This window comes from Cobetia sp. 5-11-6-3 (assembly GCF_013374055.1).
Taxonomy (GTDB): Bacteria; Pseudomonadota; Gammaproteobacteria; order Pseudomonadales; family Halomonadaceae; genus Cobetia; species Cobetia marina.
The window spans coordinates 143,020-159,310 of sequence record NZ_BLWJ01000011.1 but is presented as its reverse complement, the minus strand read 5'-3'; the positions used below and the strand labels follow the sequence as shown (position 1 = coordinate 159,310).

Below are 16,291 nucleotides of genomic sequence, written 5' to 3'. Positions count from 1 at the left end.
AGGCCCTCAGAACAGGTCTTCAGAACAGGTGATAGCGCTGGGCCAGGGGCAGCTCGGTGGCAGGCTCACAGGTCAGAAGTTCACCGTCGGCGAAGACTTCGTAGGTCTCGGGGTCGACCTTGAGCTCCGGGCAGGCATCGTTGAGCTTCATGTCACGCTTGCGCACCTGGCGTACGTCGCGACAGGCGGACAACGGGCTGTCGAGTCCGAGGGCCTCGCCGACACCGGCCTTGAGTGCCGCCTGGGAGACGAAGGTCAGGCGCGTGGCGCTGGCTGCCTTGCCGAAGGCGCCGAACATCGGGCGGTAATGCACTGGCTGCGGCGTGGGAATCGAGGCATTCGGGTCGCCCATCGGCGCTGCGGCGATCATGCCGCCCTTGAGAATGCAGGCCGGTTTGACGCCGAAGAACGCCGGTGACCACAGCACCAGATCCGCCAGCTTGCCGACCTCGATGGAGCCGACCTCATGGGCGATACCGTGGGTGATAGCCGAGTTGATGGTGTACTTGGCGATATAGCGGCGGGCACGGAAGTTGTCGGTGCCACGCTCGGCATCCTCCGCCAGCAGGCCGCGCTGCTCGCGCATCTTGTGCGCGGTCTGCCAGGTGCGGCAGATCACCTCGCCCACACGGCCCATCGCCTGGGAATCCGAGGACATCATCGAGATGACACCCAGATCATGCAGGATGTCCTCGGCGGCGATGGTCTCGCGGCGAATGCGCGAATCGGCGAAGGCCACATCCTCGGGGATGCTCGGGTCCAGGTGGTGGCAGACCATCAGCATGTCGAGATGCTCATCCACCGTGTTGACGGTGTAAGGCCGCGTCGGGTTGGTGGAGGACGGCAGCACGTTGGGCCGCGAACAGGCAGTGATGATGTCCGGCGCATGGCCGCCACCGGCGCCTTCGGTGTGGAAGGTGTGGATGCAACGGTCCTTGAAGGCCGCCAGGGTATCCTCGACGAAGCCTGATTCATTCAGGGTGTCGGTATGGATCGCCACCTGCACGTCGTAGGCATCGGCGACTGTCAGACAGTTATCGATGGAGGCCGGCGAGGTGCCCCAATCCTCATGCAGCTTGAGGCCGATCACGCCGGCCTCTATCTGCTGCTCCAGCCCCTCGGGCAGCGAGGCATTGCCCTTGCCGAGAAAGCCGATGTTCATCGGCAGGCTATCCACCGCCTGCAGCATCTTGCCGATATGCCAGGGCCCCGGCGTACAGGTGGTGGCATTGGTGCCGGTGGCCGGCCCCGTGCCACCGCCCAGCATGGTGGTGATGCCGCTCATCAGCGCCTCTTCCACCTGCTGTGGGCAGATGAAGTGGATATGCGGGTCGACACCGCCAGCGGTGAGGATCTTGCCCTCGCCGGCGATGATCTCGGTGCCCGGGCCGATCACGATATCCACGTCAGGCTGGGTGTCGGGATTGCCGGCCTTGCCGATGGCCGCGATGCGCCCGGACTTGAGGCCGACATCCGCCTTGACGATGCCCCACCAGTCCAGAATCAGCGCATTGGTGATCACGGTATCCATCACGCTGTCATCGGCGCGCTGGCTCTGGCCCATGCCGTCGCGGATCACCTTGCCACCGCCGAACTTCACTTCTTCCCCGTAATGGGTGAAATCCTTCTCCACCTCGATCCACAGTGCCGTGTCGCCCAGACGCACGCGGTCACCGGTGGTCGGGCCGTACATGTCGGCATAGGCCTGTCGCGTTATCTTCATGGGTTGCCTCTTGATCCCGGAGTCTCTATCTCTGAGCTGCAGTTGCTGAGCGAGCTCCGAGCTGAATGCCTGTCAGTGCCATTGCCTGACACATTGAGCTAAAGGGCGTCGCTCGCTCAGCGCTCGACACTGCCGTCATCCTTGAGCTGTCCCATCACCTCGCCACGGAAGCCATAGATATGGCGACTGCCGGCGAAGGGAATCAGCGTGACGTCACGCGTCTGCCCGGGCTCGAAGCGAATCGCCGTTCCGGCGGCGATGTCCAGGCGCTGTCCGAGGGCGGCCTCGCGATCGAACACCAACGCCGGATTGGCCTCGGCAAAGTGATAGTGCGACCCGATCTGGATCGGTCGGTCGCCGCGATTGCCGACCGAGAGCGTGGTGCGCAGGCGGTCCTCACAGAGAGAGATCTCGCCGTCCGCCACCTGATATTCACCGGGAATCATCATTGCTCACCTCACACGATGGGGTTGTGAACGGTCACCAGCTTGGTGCCATCCGGGAAGGTCGCCTCGACCTGCACCTCGGGAATCATCTCGGCGATGCCTTCCATCACGTCATCACGGGTCAGCACCTCTGCCCCGCGCCCCATCAGCTCAGCCACACTCAATCCTTCGCGTGCGCCTTCCAGAATCTCGGCGCTGATCAACGCGATGGATTCCGGATAGTTGAGCTTGAGGCCCTTGGCCTTGCGGCGCTCGGCCAGCAGCGCTGCGGTAAACAGCAACAGCTTGTCCTTGTCTCTTGGCGTCAGTTCCATGTCGTGGCTCTTGTGGTTGTCATTGCGTGGGGGCTCTCGAGGTCAGGTCAGCCAGATGCGTGGCACCTGTGCCTCAAGCCCCGTCATCAGTGGTCGCAGGATCTGCCATGCCTGCTGGCACAGTGCCCAGGCCTCGTTGCGTTCATGGCCGAGATAGCGCAGCAGCAGCACGCCCTCGCGGCGCGTCACCGCCCATCGCGGAGAGGCAGGCATCGCCTCGCGCAGGGCCTCGATGGCCGCCGCCTCATCTGCAAGCCCGACCGCCCACAGCGTGGCCTGGACACTGCAGCCGCCCTGCCCCCAGCGCCCCATGAAGCGCGGATGCAGCGGGTCCAGCGACTGGCGCTCGATCCACACTGGCTTGCCGTCACGCGTCAGGCGAAAGCGTTGTTCCAGATGTCCGCTGACGAAGGGCAGCTCACCGACGGGCCGGCCGAGTGCCAGCACTTCCCAGCCCAGACAGCGAGCATTGCCCTCAAGCTCGAGAGTGGTGGTCTGCTCGCCGCGCGAGCCATTGAAGGCCAGCGTTTCCTGAGGCAGCCATTCCAGGGTGGCGCCGTTGGCGACCTTGAGATGGGTATGCTGGCCCCAGGCCACGCCATTGCGATCCGCCTTGTAGAGCTTGGCGGCCGCCGGCGTGGTCAACAGCACCTGCGCGGCCTGCTCAACCTCTGCCGTGATATGCAGCGCATCACCACTGACCAGCCCGCCGGGAGGGTGCAGCAGATAGACATGGCAGCAGCCGTGGCGGCCTTCGGGATAGAAAGGGCGCTGTACGCGTAGCGGGCCGTGATGACGGCGACGCGTCAGTCGCGTGATGGGGCCTGCGCCATCGCGGGTGTCGGTCTCGAAGCGCAGCGCCAGCGAGGCCTGCCACTGACGCTGATCATCGAAGCGATGGCCGGACGCGACATCCGTCGCGCCGTCTGCGGAAATCATGCGCTGGATCGTCATACGGTCAGGTGCTGCTTGATCAATTCATCGGACAGCGCCGCGATCCCGCCTTCGGCCACCCGCCGGCCGCGATCCATGATCACGAAGCGATCGGCGTACTTGCGCGCGAAGGGCAGCTTCTGCTCGACCAGCAGCACCGTCAGGCCGTCTTCCTTGATCAGGCGCCGGATGACCTCGCCTATCTGGGCGACGATATTGGGCTGGATGCCTTCGCCTGGCTCATCGAGGATCAGCAGCCGCGGCTCGATCACCAGCGCGCGGCCGATGGCGAGCTGTTGCTGCTGGCCGCCGGACAGGTCGCCCCCGCGCCGGTGACGCATCTCCTTGAGCACGGGAAACAGCTCATAGATGCGCTCGGGAATCTGGCGCAGTCCATCACGACGTACGGCCAGCCCGGTGCGCAGGTTCTCTTCCACCGTCATCATCGGGAAGATCTGACGCCCCTGGGGGACATAGCCGACGCCCAGGCGGGCACGCTCCTCGAGCTTGCGGCGTGTCAGATCAAGGGGCTCGTGGCCACTGGCATCGCCACTGATGTTCTCACCACTACCGCCCTCGCCCTCGGCGCGATACAGGAGCTTGCCGTCACGGACACTCTCCTCGCCCATGATGCATTTCATCAAGGTGGTCTTGCCGACGCCGTTGCGGCCCATCACGCAGGTGCATTGGCCGGCGGGAATCTCCAGCGTGAGATCCCACAGCGTATGACTCTCGCCGTAGAACTGATTGAGCGACTCGATGCTCAGCAGCGGCGCCACGTCATTCGTCGCCGCATCATTCGTCGCCGGGTCACGGGTCGGCGATGCGGGGGACATCGGGGTATCGGTCATCTGCGCTTGCGTCATCCGTCACTCTCTCCCAGGTAGACCTCGACGACCTTGGGGTCGCTCGATACCTCATCCATGCTGCCTTCCGCCAGTACCGAGCCCTGATGCAGCACCGTGACCTTGCGCGCGATGGAGCGCACGAAGCCCATGTCATGCTCGACCACCACCACCGACTGGCGTCCCGCCAGGCTGGTCAGCAGCTCCGCGGTGCGTTCCATCTCCTGCTCGGTCATGCCGGCCACCGGCTCATCGACCAGCAGCAGACGCGGTTTCTGCATCAACAGCATGCCGATCTCCAGCCACTGCTTCTGGCCGTGGGACAGGATGCCCGCCTCGCGCGCATGCCATTCCTTGAGATGAATCGTCTGCAGCACTTCCTCGATCCGATCCCGAGTCTCGCCGGTCATGCGAGCGGTCAGGGTCGGGAAGATGCGCTTGTCGGTGGCCATCGCGAGTTCGAGATTCTCGAACACGCTGAGCGCCTCGAAGACGGTGGGCTTCTGGAACTTGCGGCCGATGCCCAGGGTGGCGATCTCGGGCTCACTCATGTGCAGCAGATCGTGGCGGCTGCCGAACCACACCGAGCCACTGTCGGGGCGCGTCTTGCCGGTGATGATGTCCATCATCGTGGTCTTGCCCGCGCCGTTGGGGCCGATGATGCAGCGCAGCTCACCATCGTCGATGGTCAGGTTGAGGTCGTTGATCGCCTTGAAGCCATCGAAGCTGACACTGACATCCTCCAGATAGAGGATCGGCCCGTGGGTCACATCCACCGGCGAGACGCGTGGGGTCAGGAAGTCGAACACGCGATCCCGCGTGGCCATCTCTTTCAACAGGCTCATGCCGTGGCCTCCTGCTCGGTGGGACGAGTCGCGTTCGTCGGATCAATCTTCGCCTTGGACGACGAGCGCCTACCCCAGCCACGCTGGGCGAACAGGCCGGCGATGCCCTTGGGCAACAGCACGGTGACCAGCACGAACAGACCGCCGAGAGCGAACAGCCAAGCGTCCGGCATGATGCCGGTGAACACCGTCTTGGCGTAATTGACGATCAGCGCGCCCAGCACGGCGCCGTAGAGCGTCGCGCGGCCGCCGAGCGCCACCCACACCACCACCTCGATGGAGAACAGCGGCGAGAACTCGCCGGGATTGATGATGCCGACCTGCGGCACATACAGCGCTCCCGCCACTCCGGCCAGCATCGCCGAGACCACGAAGATGAACAGCTGGACACGTTCGACGCGATAGCCCAGAAAGCGCGTGCGCGCCTCGGCGTCGCGACAGGCGATGCTCACGCGCCCGAGCTTGGAGCCGACGATGCCGCGACACAGCAGATAACCGAGTCCCAGCGCCACGCCACTGGCGATGAACAGCGCGACGCGCATGGCATCCGTGCGCAGATCGAAGCCCAGCATGTCCTTGAAGTCAGTCAGGCCGTTGTTGCCGCCAAAGCCCATCTCGTTGCGGAAGAACGCCAGCATCAAGGCGAAGGTCAGCGCCTGGGTAATGATGGAGAGATAGACACCGGTGACGCGGGAGCGGAAGGCCAGGAAGCCGAACACCAGCGCCAGCAGCCCCGGTGCCAGCAGCACCATCAGGAAGGCGAAGGCCGGCATGTCAAAGCCCTGCCAGAACCACGGCAGCTCCTGCCAGTTGAGGAAGACCATGAAGTCCGGCAGTTCCGGATTGCCATACACGCCGCGGTCGCCCACCTGGCGCATCAGGTACATGCCCATGGCGTAACCGCCCAGCGCGAAGAAGGCGCCGTGGCCCAGGCTGAGGATGCCCAGGTAGCCCCAGACGAGATCCACCGCCACCGCCAGCAGCGCATAGCACAGGTACTTGCCCAGCAAGGTGACGGTGAAGGTGCTGACATGCAGCGGATTACTCTCGGGCAGCAGCACATGCAGCAGCGTGACCGCGAGTACCGACAGTGTCAGGACTGCCAGGAATATCTGGGTGGAGCGCTCCGTGAAGGGGCGCGCCAGCCAGGAACGTGAATCAGGCATGGATCAACCCTCCGCGGCGCGGCCCTTCTGCGGGAAGAGTCCCCGCGGGCGCTTTTGAATGAACAGGATGATGAACACCAGCACCACGATCTTGGCGAGGACCGCACCCGCCCAGGGCTCGAGGAACTGATTGAGCAGTCCCAGCGACATGCCGGCCACCAGCGTGCCCCACAGATTGCCGACCCCGCCGAACACCACGACCATGAAGGAATCGATGATGTAGTTCTGGCCCAGGTTCGGCCCGACATTGGTGATCTGCGAGAGCGCGACACCGGCAAGGCCGGCAACGCCGGAGCCGAGTGCGAAGGTCATGATGTCGACACGCGTCGCCTTGATGCCCATCGAGCGCGCCATGGCACGGTTTTGGGTCACCGCCCGCACCTCGAGCCCGAGACGGGTGCGGCGCATGATCAGCATCAGGCCGGCGAACACGAACAGCGCGAAGCCGATGATGTAGAGGCGATTGAGCGTCAATGACAGCGCCTCGTTGATCATCAGCGAGCCGCTCATCCACTCCGGCGTGACCACGATGCGATTCAGGGGCGAGATGGTGGTACGCACCAGCTGCTGCAGGATCAGGCTGATGCCGAAGGTGGCCAGCAAGGTCTCCAGCGGACGCCCCTTGAGGTGCTGGATGACGCTGCGCTCGATGATGACGCCCACCGCCGCCGCGACCAGAAAGCCTGCGGGAATGGAAAGCAGCAGTGCCAGTCCCGGCTGCCCGGGCAGCAGCTGCTGCATGCCCCAGGTGGTGTAGGCGCCCAGCATGATCAGTTCGCCATGCGCCATGTTGATCACGCCCATGACACCGAAGGTGATGGCAAGCCCGATGGCAGCCAGCACCAGTACCGAGCCCAGCGAGAGGCCGAAGTAGAGCGTCTCGAGCCCGCTGTTGAGCTGGAGCTTCTGCTCGATACCGGCCAGTGCTACCCGAGCGGCCTTGGCCAGCTGCGGGTCATCACTGGCCGCAGCACCATTGATGGCGGCAATCGCCGCGGCGTTCAGGCTGCCGGACAGCGTCTCCAGCGCCGCAGGGTCGCCATTGGCTTCCAGCTGCTGGATGGCGAGCGCCTCCGCCAGGGTGTCGCGGATATCAGTATCGGCTTCCTGCTCGATCAGGCTCGGCAGCCGCTCGGCCATGGTCTCATCGACACTGCCGCGCAGGCCGCGCGCCGCCGTGAGCCGGACCTCGGCCTCCGGGGACGACAGGTCGATCATCGACAGCACGCCATCGATGTGGCCGCGCAGCGAGTTGTTGCTGCGCAGTGTCTCGAGTTCACGTCGCGAGACCTTGCCGGCGGAGTCGCCGGACAGAGCGTCGGAGACGGCCCATTCACGGCCGCGATTGTTGTCGATGATCAGGAAGCGCTCGCCGCTCTTGAGGCGAGCCAGCTTGCTTGAGGAGAAGGCTTCCAGCCAGCCACGCGCGCGCTCATCGCCGCTCACGGCAATCTCATCGATCACGGCTGGCTTGGCGGGGTTGCGCGCCTCGGCAAGTCGATTCAGCAAGGTCTGGGCAGCGCTGTCAGACAGACGCGCTGACTGCCCAGTCGCGGATTCGGACTGGGCAGCGGCAAACAGGGGGAATGACAGAAGACAGATCAGCAGCATCCTCTGCCAGCACCAGCGGAACATCATTGCAACGGAGATAGACATCAAGAAGGCCATCCATGGTGAACGCGCGAAGGCGTCATCAGTCTCCGAGGGCATCGCGACCTCGGAGACTGACACTCAGCGAGGCGGCACGCAGGCTCACATGCGCGCCGCCTCACTCTCAGAACGTGCTACGCCTCATTGCGTGGCGACGTTCTGTTGAGCCCCACAGGAATGGGTCACGACATTGTAGTTGCCGCATTCCATCGGTTTGCGCCAGTCACTGATCAGGTCCTTGGAACCTTCCAGATAGTCCGACCAGGCATCACCTGCCACAGTGGAGGGGGTCTGCCAGACGACGGAGAACTGACCGTTGTCCTGGATCTCGCCGATCAGCACCGGTTTGGTGATGTGATGGTTGGGCATCATGGTGGCGTAGCCGCCGGTCAGGTTGGGAACGGACACGCCGATGATGGCGTCCTTGACCGCATCAACCTCGACACTGCCCGCCTTGCGAGCGGCTTCCATCCACATGTTGAAGCCGATGTAGTGGGCTTCCATCGGATCATTGGTGACGGCATCTTCCTTGCCGGTGTAGGCGATCCACTCATCGATGAAGTCGTAGTTGGTGTCGCTGTCCACGCTCATGAAGTAGTTCCAGGCCGCGAGATGCCCGACCAGCGGTGCGGTATCGATGCCGGAGAGCTCCTGCTCGCCCACCGAGAAGGCCACCACCGGAATGTCCTCGGCATCGATGCCCTGGTTGGCCAGCTCACGATAGAACGGCACGTTGGCATCGCCGTTGATGGTGGACACCACGGCTGCCTTCTTGCCCGCGCTGCCGAAGGACTTGATGTCCGAAACGATGGACTGCCAGTTGGAATGACCGAAGGGCGTGTAATTGACCATCACATCCTCGTCGGCCACACCGTGAGACTTGAGGTAGGCGGCCAGGATCTTGTTGGTGGTACGCGGATAGACATAGTCCGTGCCTGCCAGCACCCAGCGCTCCACGCCCACATCGTTCATCAGATAATCCACTGCCGGAATCGCCTGCTGATTGGGCGCCGCCCCGGTATAGAAGACATTCTCCGAGGACTCCTCGCCCTCATACTGCACCGGATAGAACAACAGGCCGTTGAGCTCCTCGACCACCGGCAGCACCGACTTGCGCGAGACGGACGTCCAGTTGCCGAAGATCACGTCGACCTTGTCCTGCGCCAGCAGTTCACGCGCCTTCTCGGCAAACAGCGGCCAGTTGGAGGCCGGATCGACCACGACGGGCTCCAGCTTGCGTCCCAGCAGCCCACCCTTCTCATTCTGCTTCTCGATCAGCATCAACATGGTGTCTTTCAGTGTCGATTCACTGATCGCCATGGTGCCGGACAGTGAATGCAGGATGCCGACCTTGATCGGCCCCTCTTCTGCCTGGGCGACATTGGCCAGCGAGAAACCGACACAGGCGGATAGCATTGCGGCAGCGATTTTCTTGTTCACGACATTCCCTCGTGTCTTGTTGTACTTGTTATCCCGACTGAGGTAGTGCAATTGATGTGCCAGCAAAGCAGGCAATCGCACGAAACATCGGTGCCGTGCGTTGCCATCGTTCAGCCAAAAGGAAATCTCGATATCGTTTTGAATATAAGCCGCACCAAATATGCGCAATCAAAAATATGCCAGCCGGCCATTTGCACCAAACAGGTGAATTGCTGAATATCGTGCACAAAACTCATCCTTGGCATGGCGTAATGAGGAGATTACCAGTCAAAAGCATGGCCTTGACTGGTGCAGCGGGCGAAAGTCGAGCAGGACACGTCAGCATCAGCAGCACGCTGATGATGCATTGCCCTCCGCGGCTCCTTCTGACATGGACAATGATCCATCCCGGCCACCGCGCCATGCGCCGGCGTAATCACTCCGGTATCCTTGCCTCCCCGACTTCTCCAGGAAAGCCCTCATGAAGCGTTATGAACGCTTTGCCGCCGAGATCTCCAACCTGATTCGAACCGGCATTCTCGCGCCGGGTGAGCGCGTGCCGTCGGTGCGTCAGGCCAGCAAGGCGCATGGCATCAGCCCCTCTACCGTCTTTCAGGCGTATTACCTGCTGGAGAATCAGGGCCTGATCAGTGCGCGGCCGCGCTCGGGGTATTTCGTGCGTGACAATGCCTCGCGGATACTCGATGAGCCGCATGTCGCCTTGCAGCAGCAAGCCCCTTCCGATGTCGCCGTCAGTGAACTGGTGTTCTCGGTGCTGGGCTCACTGCGCGACAACGACACCGTCCCCTTCGGCTCTGCCTTCCCGAGCCCGGAGCTCTTCCCGCTCGCGCGGCTTGCGACCAGCATGACGCGTGGGCTGCGCCAGCTGTCATCGCATGCCGTGATCTCCGACATGACCACAGGCCATCCTGACCTGTGCCGACAGATCGCTCAGCGCTACATGGTCAACGGCATGCAGCTGCCGACGGAGGAGCTGGTGATCACCAATGGCGCCATGGAGGCGCTCAATCTTGGCCTGCAATGTGTCACCCAGCCCGGGGACCTTGTCGCCATCGAGGCGCCGGCCTTCTATGCCACGCTTCAGGTACTTGAGCGGCTCAAGCTGCGCGCGGTGGAAATACCGGTACACCCGCGCGACGGGATTGATCTCGAGGTGCTCGAGAATCGTCTGGAGACGCTGCCCATCAAGGCCTGCTGGTTCATGAGCCATCTGCAGAATCCGCTGGGGGCCAGCCTGAGCGATGCGCGCAAGGCCCAACTGTATGCGTTGCTCTGCCGTCATCAGCTGCCGATGCTGGAGGATGATGTCTATGCGGAACTGTATTTCGATCAACGTGCCGAGGTGTCGCCCCCGCAACCCGTCAAGGCGCTGGATGACGAGGGTCTGGTAATGCACTGCGGGTCGTTCTCCAAGTGCCTGGCGCCGGGCTATCGGGTGGGCTGGATATCCGCGGGGCGGCATACCCGGGAGATTTCGCGCCTCAAGCTGATGACGACCATCTCGCCATCGCTGCCTGCCCAGGTGGCCCTGGCCGACTACCTCCAGCATGGCGGCTACGACCGCCACCTGCGCAAGCTACGCCTGGCGCTCGAGACCCAGCAGACGGCCATGCTGGCAGCCATTGATCGCTACTTCCCTGCAGACACCCGCGTTACCCATCCCCACGGGGGCTATTTCCTGTGGTGCGAGCTTCCCGAGCACATCGACTCGCTGGCCCTATTTCAGCAGGCACTGGTCCACGGCATCAGCCTGGCGCCGGGGCCCATCTTCTCGGCCACCCAGGGCTTCAAGCATTGCATTCGCTTGAGCTACGGCCACCCGTGGGACGCGGCGTCAGAGCGCGCCATGCAAACATTGGGTGAATTGCTCAAGGCAGCCTGACACGCGGACCACTCAGGTTGTATGCGATATGCGATATGCGATATGCAGGATGCGAGAAGCGCCTTGAGTATGTGCGCATGAGTGCGCGCAAATACCGCAGTCCTTGCTGCCGCCTTGCCACACAGTCTTCACGCGTTATCCGCTGCGTCAAAACAGTCTTTTGCGGTGCATATCACTCGCTCGAGAGCCGCTTGCCACGCCTTGATTGCGCACCGTTTTACTCACCTTGATTGCCTGCCCTGATGCCGCATGTGTGCCCCTGCAGAGTGCGCCAGAGCCCGCCATGGCGGGGCCTGCCGCCTAGGGCGATGAGGCCAAGCATCTGACACTAACATGGTGCTGGCATCAATCAGAGTGCGCCCTCCTGTCCGGCTCGCCTTGCTGGATTCTTGCCATACCGCCTGGCTGGCGGGTTGACTGGCTCACGGGCATTTCACGCCAAGCCAAGGTTCAGCTCGCAACTGATATGGTTTTTTCTCGCACAACTGAGCCTGTTATGGGATCAGGCGGCTCCCTAGAGTAGCGGCGAAGATTCAGGCAGGGCCGTCCCCCTTGCCGCCTACTCAGGAGACATTGCCATGTTCGGCACCGAGGCCATCGACCTGGCCAGGATACAGTTCGCCTTCACCATCTCATTTCACATCATCTTCCCGGCCATCACCATTGGCCTCGCCAGCTATCTGGCGGTGCTGGAAGGCATGTGGTTGAAGACAGGCACACAGGTCTACCGCAATCTCTATCATTTCTGGTCGAAGATATTCGCGGTCAACTTCGCGATGGGTGTGGTGTCGGGACTGGTCATGGCCTACCAGTTCGGCACGCATTGGAGCGGTTTCTCGGCCTTTGCCGGCAGCGTGACCGGGCCACTGCTGACCTATGAAGTGCTGACCGCCTTCTTCCTCGAAGCCGGCTTCCTCGGCGTGATGCTATTTGGCTGGAATCGCGTCGGTCGCGGCCTGCACTTCTTCTCGACCTGCATGGTCGCACTCGGCACCCTGGTCTCGATGTTCTGGATCCTGTCGTCCAACAGCTGGATGCAGACCCCACAGGGGCACGAGGTCATTGATGGCATCGTCGTGCCGGTCGACTGGTTCGCGATCGTCTTCAACCCCTCCTTCCCCTATCGCCTGGCCCACATGGCACTGGCCTCCTTCCTGAGCACCTCGCTGTTCGTCGCTGCCTCCGCCGCCTGGTTGCTGCTCAAGAAACGCGACACCCCGGAAGTGCGCAAGATGCTGGTCATGGCGGTGCTGATGTTGATGGTGACCGCCCCGCTGCAGGCCTTCGTCGGCGACATGCATGGCCTGAATACGCTCAAGCACCAACCGGCCAAGATCGCGGCCATCGAAGGTCATTGGGACAACAGCCATGGGGAACCGACGCCGTTGATCCTGTTCGGTGTGCCCGACATGCAGCGCGAAGAGACGCGCTTCGCGCTCGAGATTCCGGCCCTCGGCAGCCTGCTGTTGATGCATGACATCGACAAGCAGGTACCGGCGCTCAAGGACTTCCCCGCCGCGGACCGCCCCAATTCGACCGTCGTGTTCTGGAGCTTCCGCCTGATGGTCGGCCTGGGTCTTGCGATGATTCTGCTCGGCCTCTCGGGTGTCTATCTGGCTCGCAAGGGCAGGCTCTTCACCTCGCGGCGCTGGCTGAGGCTGGCCGTCGCCATGGGGCCGGCCGGTCTGATCGCGATACTCGCGGGCTGGTTCACCACCGAAGTCGGCCGCCAGCCGTGGGTGATCTACGGCTTGATGAGAACGGAAGATGCCGTCTCTGCTCACAGCGCCGTTCACCTCAGCATCAGCCTGACAGCCTTTGTCACGGTCTACTTCATCGTCTTCGGCACGGGGATCAACTACCTCTTCAAGCTGATCAAGAAAGGGCCTGAGGGTGATGACAGCCACGCCCCCAGCGGCGGCCCCGGCAAGCCACGTACACCTTCCCGCCCACTGTCAGCCATCGAGGAATCTCTCGACGGCACCACTCACTGACCGGAGCGATGAACGCTATGGGTATCGACCTTTCTGTCATCTGGTCGGGCATCATCCTGTTCGGCCTGATGATGTACGTGATCATGGACGGCTTTGATCTGGGCATCGGCATTCTCTTCCCGTGGGTAGAGGAAAAGGTGGACCGAGATGTGATGATGAATACCGTGGCCCCCGTGTGGGATGGCAACGAGACATGGCTGGTACTGGGCGGCGCGGGACTATTTGCGGCCTTTCCGCTGGCCTACGCCGTCTTGCTGGAAGCCCTGAGCATTCCCCTTGTCGCCATGTTGATCGGCCTCATCTTCCGCGGTGTCGCCTTCGAATTTCGCTTCAAGGCCTCGGACGCGAGCCGCCACTGGTGGGACAAGGCCTTCGTGGGCGGCTCGGTGCTGGCCACCTTCAGTCAAGGTGTCGCACTGGGAGGCTATATCCAGGGCATCGCCTTCGATGGGGTTAATTTCAGCGGTGGTTCGCTGGACTGGTTGTCACCCTTCCCGCTGTTCTGCGGTGTGGCGCTGCTGTTTACCTATGCATTGCTCGGCAGCACCTGGCTGATCATGAAGACCGAAGGCATTCTCCAGGCGCGCATGTTTGCCCTGACGCGCCCGCTGACGCTGTGGGTATTGATCATGATCGCGGCCGTCAGTCTGTGGACACCGCTGGCGCACCCCGCCATCGCCGAGCGCTGGTTCACGCTGCCGCAGCTGTTCTGGTTCCTGCCGGTGCCAGTGCTGGTAGTGCTGGCCGGTTATGCGCTGATCCGCGCCGTCGCCTTTGAATATCATGCCCAGCCCTTCCTGCTGGTGCTGGTCTTGATCTTCCTAGGCTACAGCGGTTTCGGCATCAGCATGTGGCCTGACATCATTCCCGATCACGTGACGATCTGGGAAGCGGCCTCTCCGCCCCAAAGCCAGGGCTTTGCCCTCGTCGGCACGCTCTTCATCCTGCCGATCATCCTGGTGTACACGGCGTGGAGCTACTTCGTGTTCAAGGGCAAGGTCCGTCATACCGATGGCTACCATTGAGAGGTGCTGACATGACATCCCCGACACGCGAGACACATTCAGCGCCACTGCATGCCCCCACAGCCAGACTCGACAACGAGCCATCCGGGACGCCTGCGCGCCCGGCAAGCTGGCTCAGCAAGATCGGCTGGCTGGTGGTCATCTGGGGAGGCAGCGTCAGCGCGCTGGGCCTCGTCTCTCTGACACTGCGACGCTTCATGCAGGCCGCGGGCCTTACACCATGAAAGCAGCGAAAGAAGACATCACGTAGACACAAAAAGACGCCGGAGCAGCGAATGCTCCGGCGTCTTTCTGTATTTCGGGGGCTTTCAGGGCTACGGAGGCTTTTTGGCTTCAGCCAAGCAACGATGCCTCTCCCGCTTATTGTGCGCCTTTCGATAGTGACGCTGTCGCCCACGGGATGTCGGCCCGGGTGGCGGCCATGCGAAGATAGCGCTCCAGAACGCCCATGGCGTTACCCCCGCCAGTGTTTGACAGGAGGCATGCGTGTATTCGATTCGTCTGTGGGCCACACGTCACGCGCGGCTGCTGGAGCTCACCTATCGGGCCGTCGAGCCGGTGATCATCAAACTGCAGCCGCTATGGAAGTCTGTCGGTTACGCACGTGCCGAGAAGCCCGTCGCCAGCTTGGAGCAAGCCTGCAAGGGTTTGCTGTTTGACTGTCAGATGTGTGGCCAGTGCATTCTGAGTTCGACCGGCATGTCCTGCTCCATGAACTGCCCCAAGAATCTGCGCAACGGTCCCTGCGGCGGTGTCATGCAGAATGGCAACTGTGAAGTCGAACCGGACAAGCGCTGCGTCTGGGTGGAAGCCTGGGAAGGCAGCCAGCAAATGAAGGACAGCGACGCGATCCAGATCGTGCAGTTGCCGGTGGACCACCGCTTGCAGGGCACTTCATCCTGGCTGCGCGTGGCTCGGCAAGCCGCTGAGCGTCGAGAGAGCCTGAAATGACATCCAGACTCACTATCCCGGACAACACCCAGGCGCCACCTGCCGAGCGAGATGGCAACGTCGGTCACCTGGAGCGAGTGCTCAGAAGCGGTCAGTTCGCCGTTACCGCCGAGCTGGCACCGCCCGACTCGGCTGACCCACAGGACGTCCATGCACGCGCGCAGCTGTTTGCCGGCCATGTCGATGCCATGAACGCCACCGATGGCTCGGGCGCCAACTGCCACATGTCGAGCGTGGCGATGTGTGCCCTGCTGGCCCGCGAAGGCCATGAGACGGTGATGCAGATCTCCTGTCGTGACAGAAACCGCATCGCCATCCAGGGCGATGTGCTGGGGGCCTCGGCGCTGGGTATCCGCAACCTGCTGTGTCTGACCGGCGATGGTGTGCAGGTCGGGGATCACCCCGAGGCCAAGCCGGTGTTCGACCTCGATTCCCTGTCGCTGCTGGAAATCGTCGCCGGACTGCGTGACAAGCACGCCTTCGCCAGCGGCCGGTCACTGACCTCTGCGCCCCAGGTATTTCTGGGCGCCGCCGCCAACCCCTTCGCCCCGCCCTTCGCGTTTCGCCCTCATCGTCTGGCCAAGAAGATCGCCGCCGGGGCTCAGTTCATCCAGACACAGTACTGTTTCGACCTTCCACGCTTTCAGGACTTCATGCATCGCGCTCGTGATCTGGGCCTGGTGGAGAAATGCTTCATCCTGCCCGGCGTCGGCCCGCTGGCCTCGGCACGTACCGCCGAATGGATGCGCCGCCATGTCCCCGGCGTGCATATCCCGGACCACGTGATCGAACGCCTCAAGGGTGCCAAGAATCAAAAGGCGGAAGGCCGTGACATCTGCATCGAGATGATCCAGCAGTTGCGTGAGATCGAGGGTGTGAGTGGCGTGCATATCATGGCGCATCGTCAGGAAGCGTCTGTGCCGGAGATCATCCAGCGCGCGGGCATTCTGGGGGAAAGAGGCGCATGCCCACCGCCATCCAAGCCTTTTACCCTCCCCTATGATGACAATGGCCTATCGCCAAACCCACTTTGAATACGCTTAGAAACACTTAGACAGCTGGTAATGCATCACGGCA

At 62.6% G+C, this 16,291-nt stretch carries 15 protein-coding genes; 6 read left to right on the top strand and 9 right to left on the bottom strand.

What is annotated here, in order from left to right; genetic code table 11:
- Positions 1-19 precede the first annotated feature (19 nt).
- The 9 genes from ureC to urtA form a co-directional block, all read right to left on the bottom strand.
- Complete coding sequence (gene ureC, locus HXS66_RS16125; RefSeq protein ID WP_176504053.1) at positions 20-1,723, bottom strand: urease subunit alpha; 1,704 nt, start codon at positions 1,721-1,723, stop codon at positions 20-22.
- A gap of 116 nt (positions 1,724-1,839) precedes the next feature.
- Positions 1,840-2,169, bottom strand: coding sequence for an urease subunit beta (locus HXS66_RS16120; protein WP_054556303.1), 330 nt, complete (start codon positions 2,167-2,169; stop codon positions 1,840-1,842).
- 11 nt (positions 2,170-2,180) lie between these two features.
- Complete coding sequence (gene ureA / locus HXS66_RS16115) at positions 2,181-2,483, bottom strand: urease subunit gamma (protein ID WP_024952521.1); 303 nt, start codon at positions 2,481-2,483, stop codon at positions 2,181-2,183.
- Between the two features lie 42 nt (positions 2,484-2,525).
- Positions 2,526-3,422, bottom strand: coding sequence for an urease accessory protein UreD (locus HXS66_RS16110; protein ID WP_176504052.1), 897 nt, complete (start codon positions 3,420-3,422; stop codon positions 2,526-2,528).
- An 11-nt stretch (positions 3,423-3,433) separates the two neighbouring features.
- Positions 3,434-4,186: an urea ABC transporter ATP-binding subunit UrtE gene (gene urtE, locus HXS66_RS16105; protein WP_176504080.1), complete on the bottom strand. Its 753-nt coding sequence runs from the start codon at positions 4,184-4,186 to the stop codon at positions 3,434-3,436.
- A 92-nt stretch (positions 4,187-4,278) separates the two neighbouring features.
- A complete protein-coding gene (gene urtD, locus HXS66_RS16100) occupies positions 4,279-5,106 on the bottom strand; it encodes an urea ABC transporter ATP-binding protein UrtD (protein ID WP_084208277.1) in 828 nt (275 codons plus the stop codon).
- Positions 5,103-6,272, bottom strand: coding sequence for an urea ABC transporter permease subunit UrtC (urtC, locus tag HXS66_RS16095; RefSeq protein ID WP_176504051.1), 1,170 nt, complete (start codon positions 6,270-6,272; stop codon positions 5,103-5,105). The genes urtD and urtC overlap by 4 nt, the downstream gene beginning before the upstream one ends.
- A gap of 3 nt (positions 6,273-6,275) precedes the next feature.
- The gene (urtB, locus tag HXS66_RS16090) at positions 6,276-7,928 is read right to left on the bottom strand and encodes an urea ABC transporter permease subunit UrtB (protein WP_373996134.1); all 1,653 of its coding nucleotides are present in this window, start codon (positions 7,926-7,928) and stop codon (positions 6,276-6,278) included.
- Positions 7,929-8,063: 135 nt separating this feature from the next.
- Positions 8,064-9,338 (bottom strand): urea ABC transporter substrate-binding protein, encoded by a 1,275-nt coding sequence (gene urtA / locus HXS66_RS16085; RefSeq protein WP_176504078.1) that lies wholly within the window; start codon positions 9,336-9,338, stop codon positions 8,064-8,066.
- Positions 9,339-9,822: 484 nt separating this feature from the next.
- Here urtA and HXS66_RS16080 point away from each other — a divergent pair, with 484 nt between their 5' ends.
- The 6 genes from HXS66_RS16080 (at position 9,823) to HXS66_RS16055 (ending at position 16,248) form a co-directional block, all read left to right on the top strand.
- Positions 9,823-11,244 carry a PLP-dependent aminotransferase family protein gene (locus HXS66_RS16080; RefSeq protein ID WP_176504050.1) on the top strand — a complete coding sequence of 474 codons (1,422 nt, stop codon included), beginning with the start codon at positions 9,823-9,825 and terminating at the stop codon, positions 11,242-11,244.
- A gap of 578 nt (positions 11,245-11,822) precedes the next feature.
- Entirely contained in the window at positions 11,823-13,238 is a 1,416-nt protein-coding gene (locus tag HXS66_RS16075; protein ID WP_176504049.1) for a cytochrome ubiquinol oxidase subunit I, read from the top strand.
- Positions 13,239-13,246: 8 nt separating this feature from the next.
- Complete coding sequence (gene cydB / locus HXS66_RS16070; protein ID WP_308478525.1) at positions 13,247-14,263, top strand: cytochrome d ubiquinol oxidase subunit II; 1,017 nt, start codon at positions 13,247-13,249, stop codon at positions 14,261-14,263.
- A gap of 11 nt (positions 14,264-14,274) precedes the next feature.
- Entirely contained in the window at positions 14,275-14,487 is a 213-nt protein-coding gene (locus HXS66_RS16065) for a DUF2474 domain-containing protein (protein WP_176504048.1), read from the top strand.
- Positions 14,488-14,749: 262 nt separating this feature from the next.
- Entirely contained in the window at positions 14,750-15,214 is a 465-nt protein-coding gene (locus HXS66_RS16060; protein ID WP_176504047.1) for a methylenetetrahydrofolate reductase C-terminal domain-containing protein, read from the top strand.
- A complete protein-coding gene (locus tag HXS66_RS16055; protein ID WP_176504046.1) occupies positions 15,211-16,248 on the top strand; it encodes a methylenetetrahydrofolate reductase in 1,038 nt (345 codons plus the stop codon). Before HXS66_RS16060 ends, HXS66_RS16055 begins: the two co-directional genes overlap by 4 nt.
- Positions 16,249-16,291: the final 43 nt, after the last annotated feature.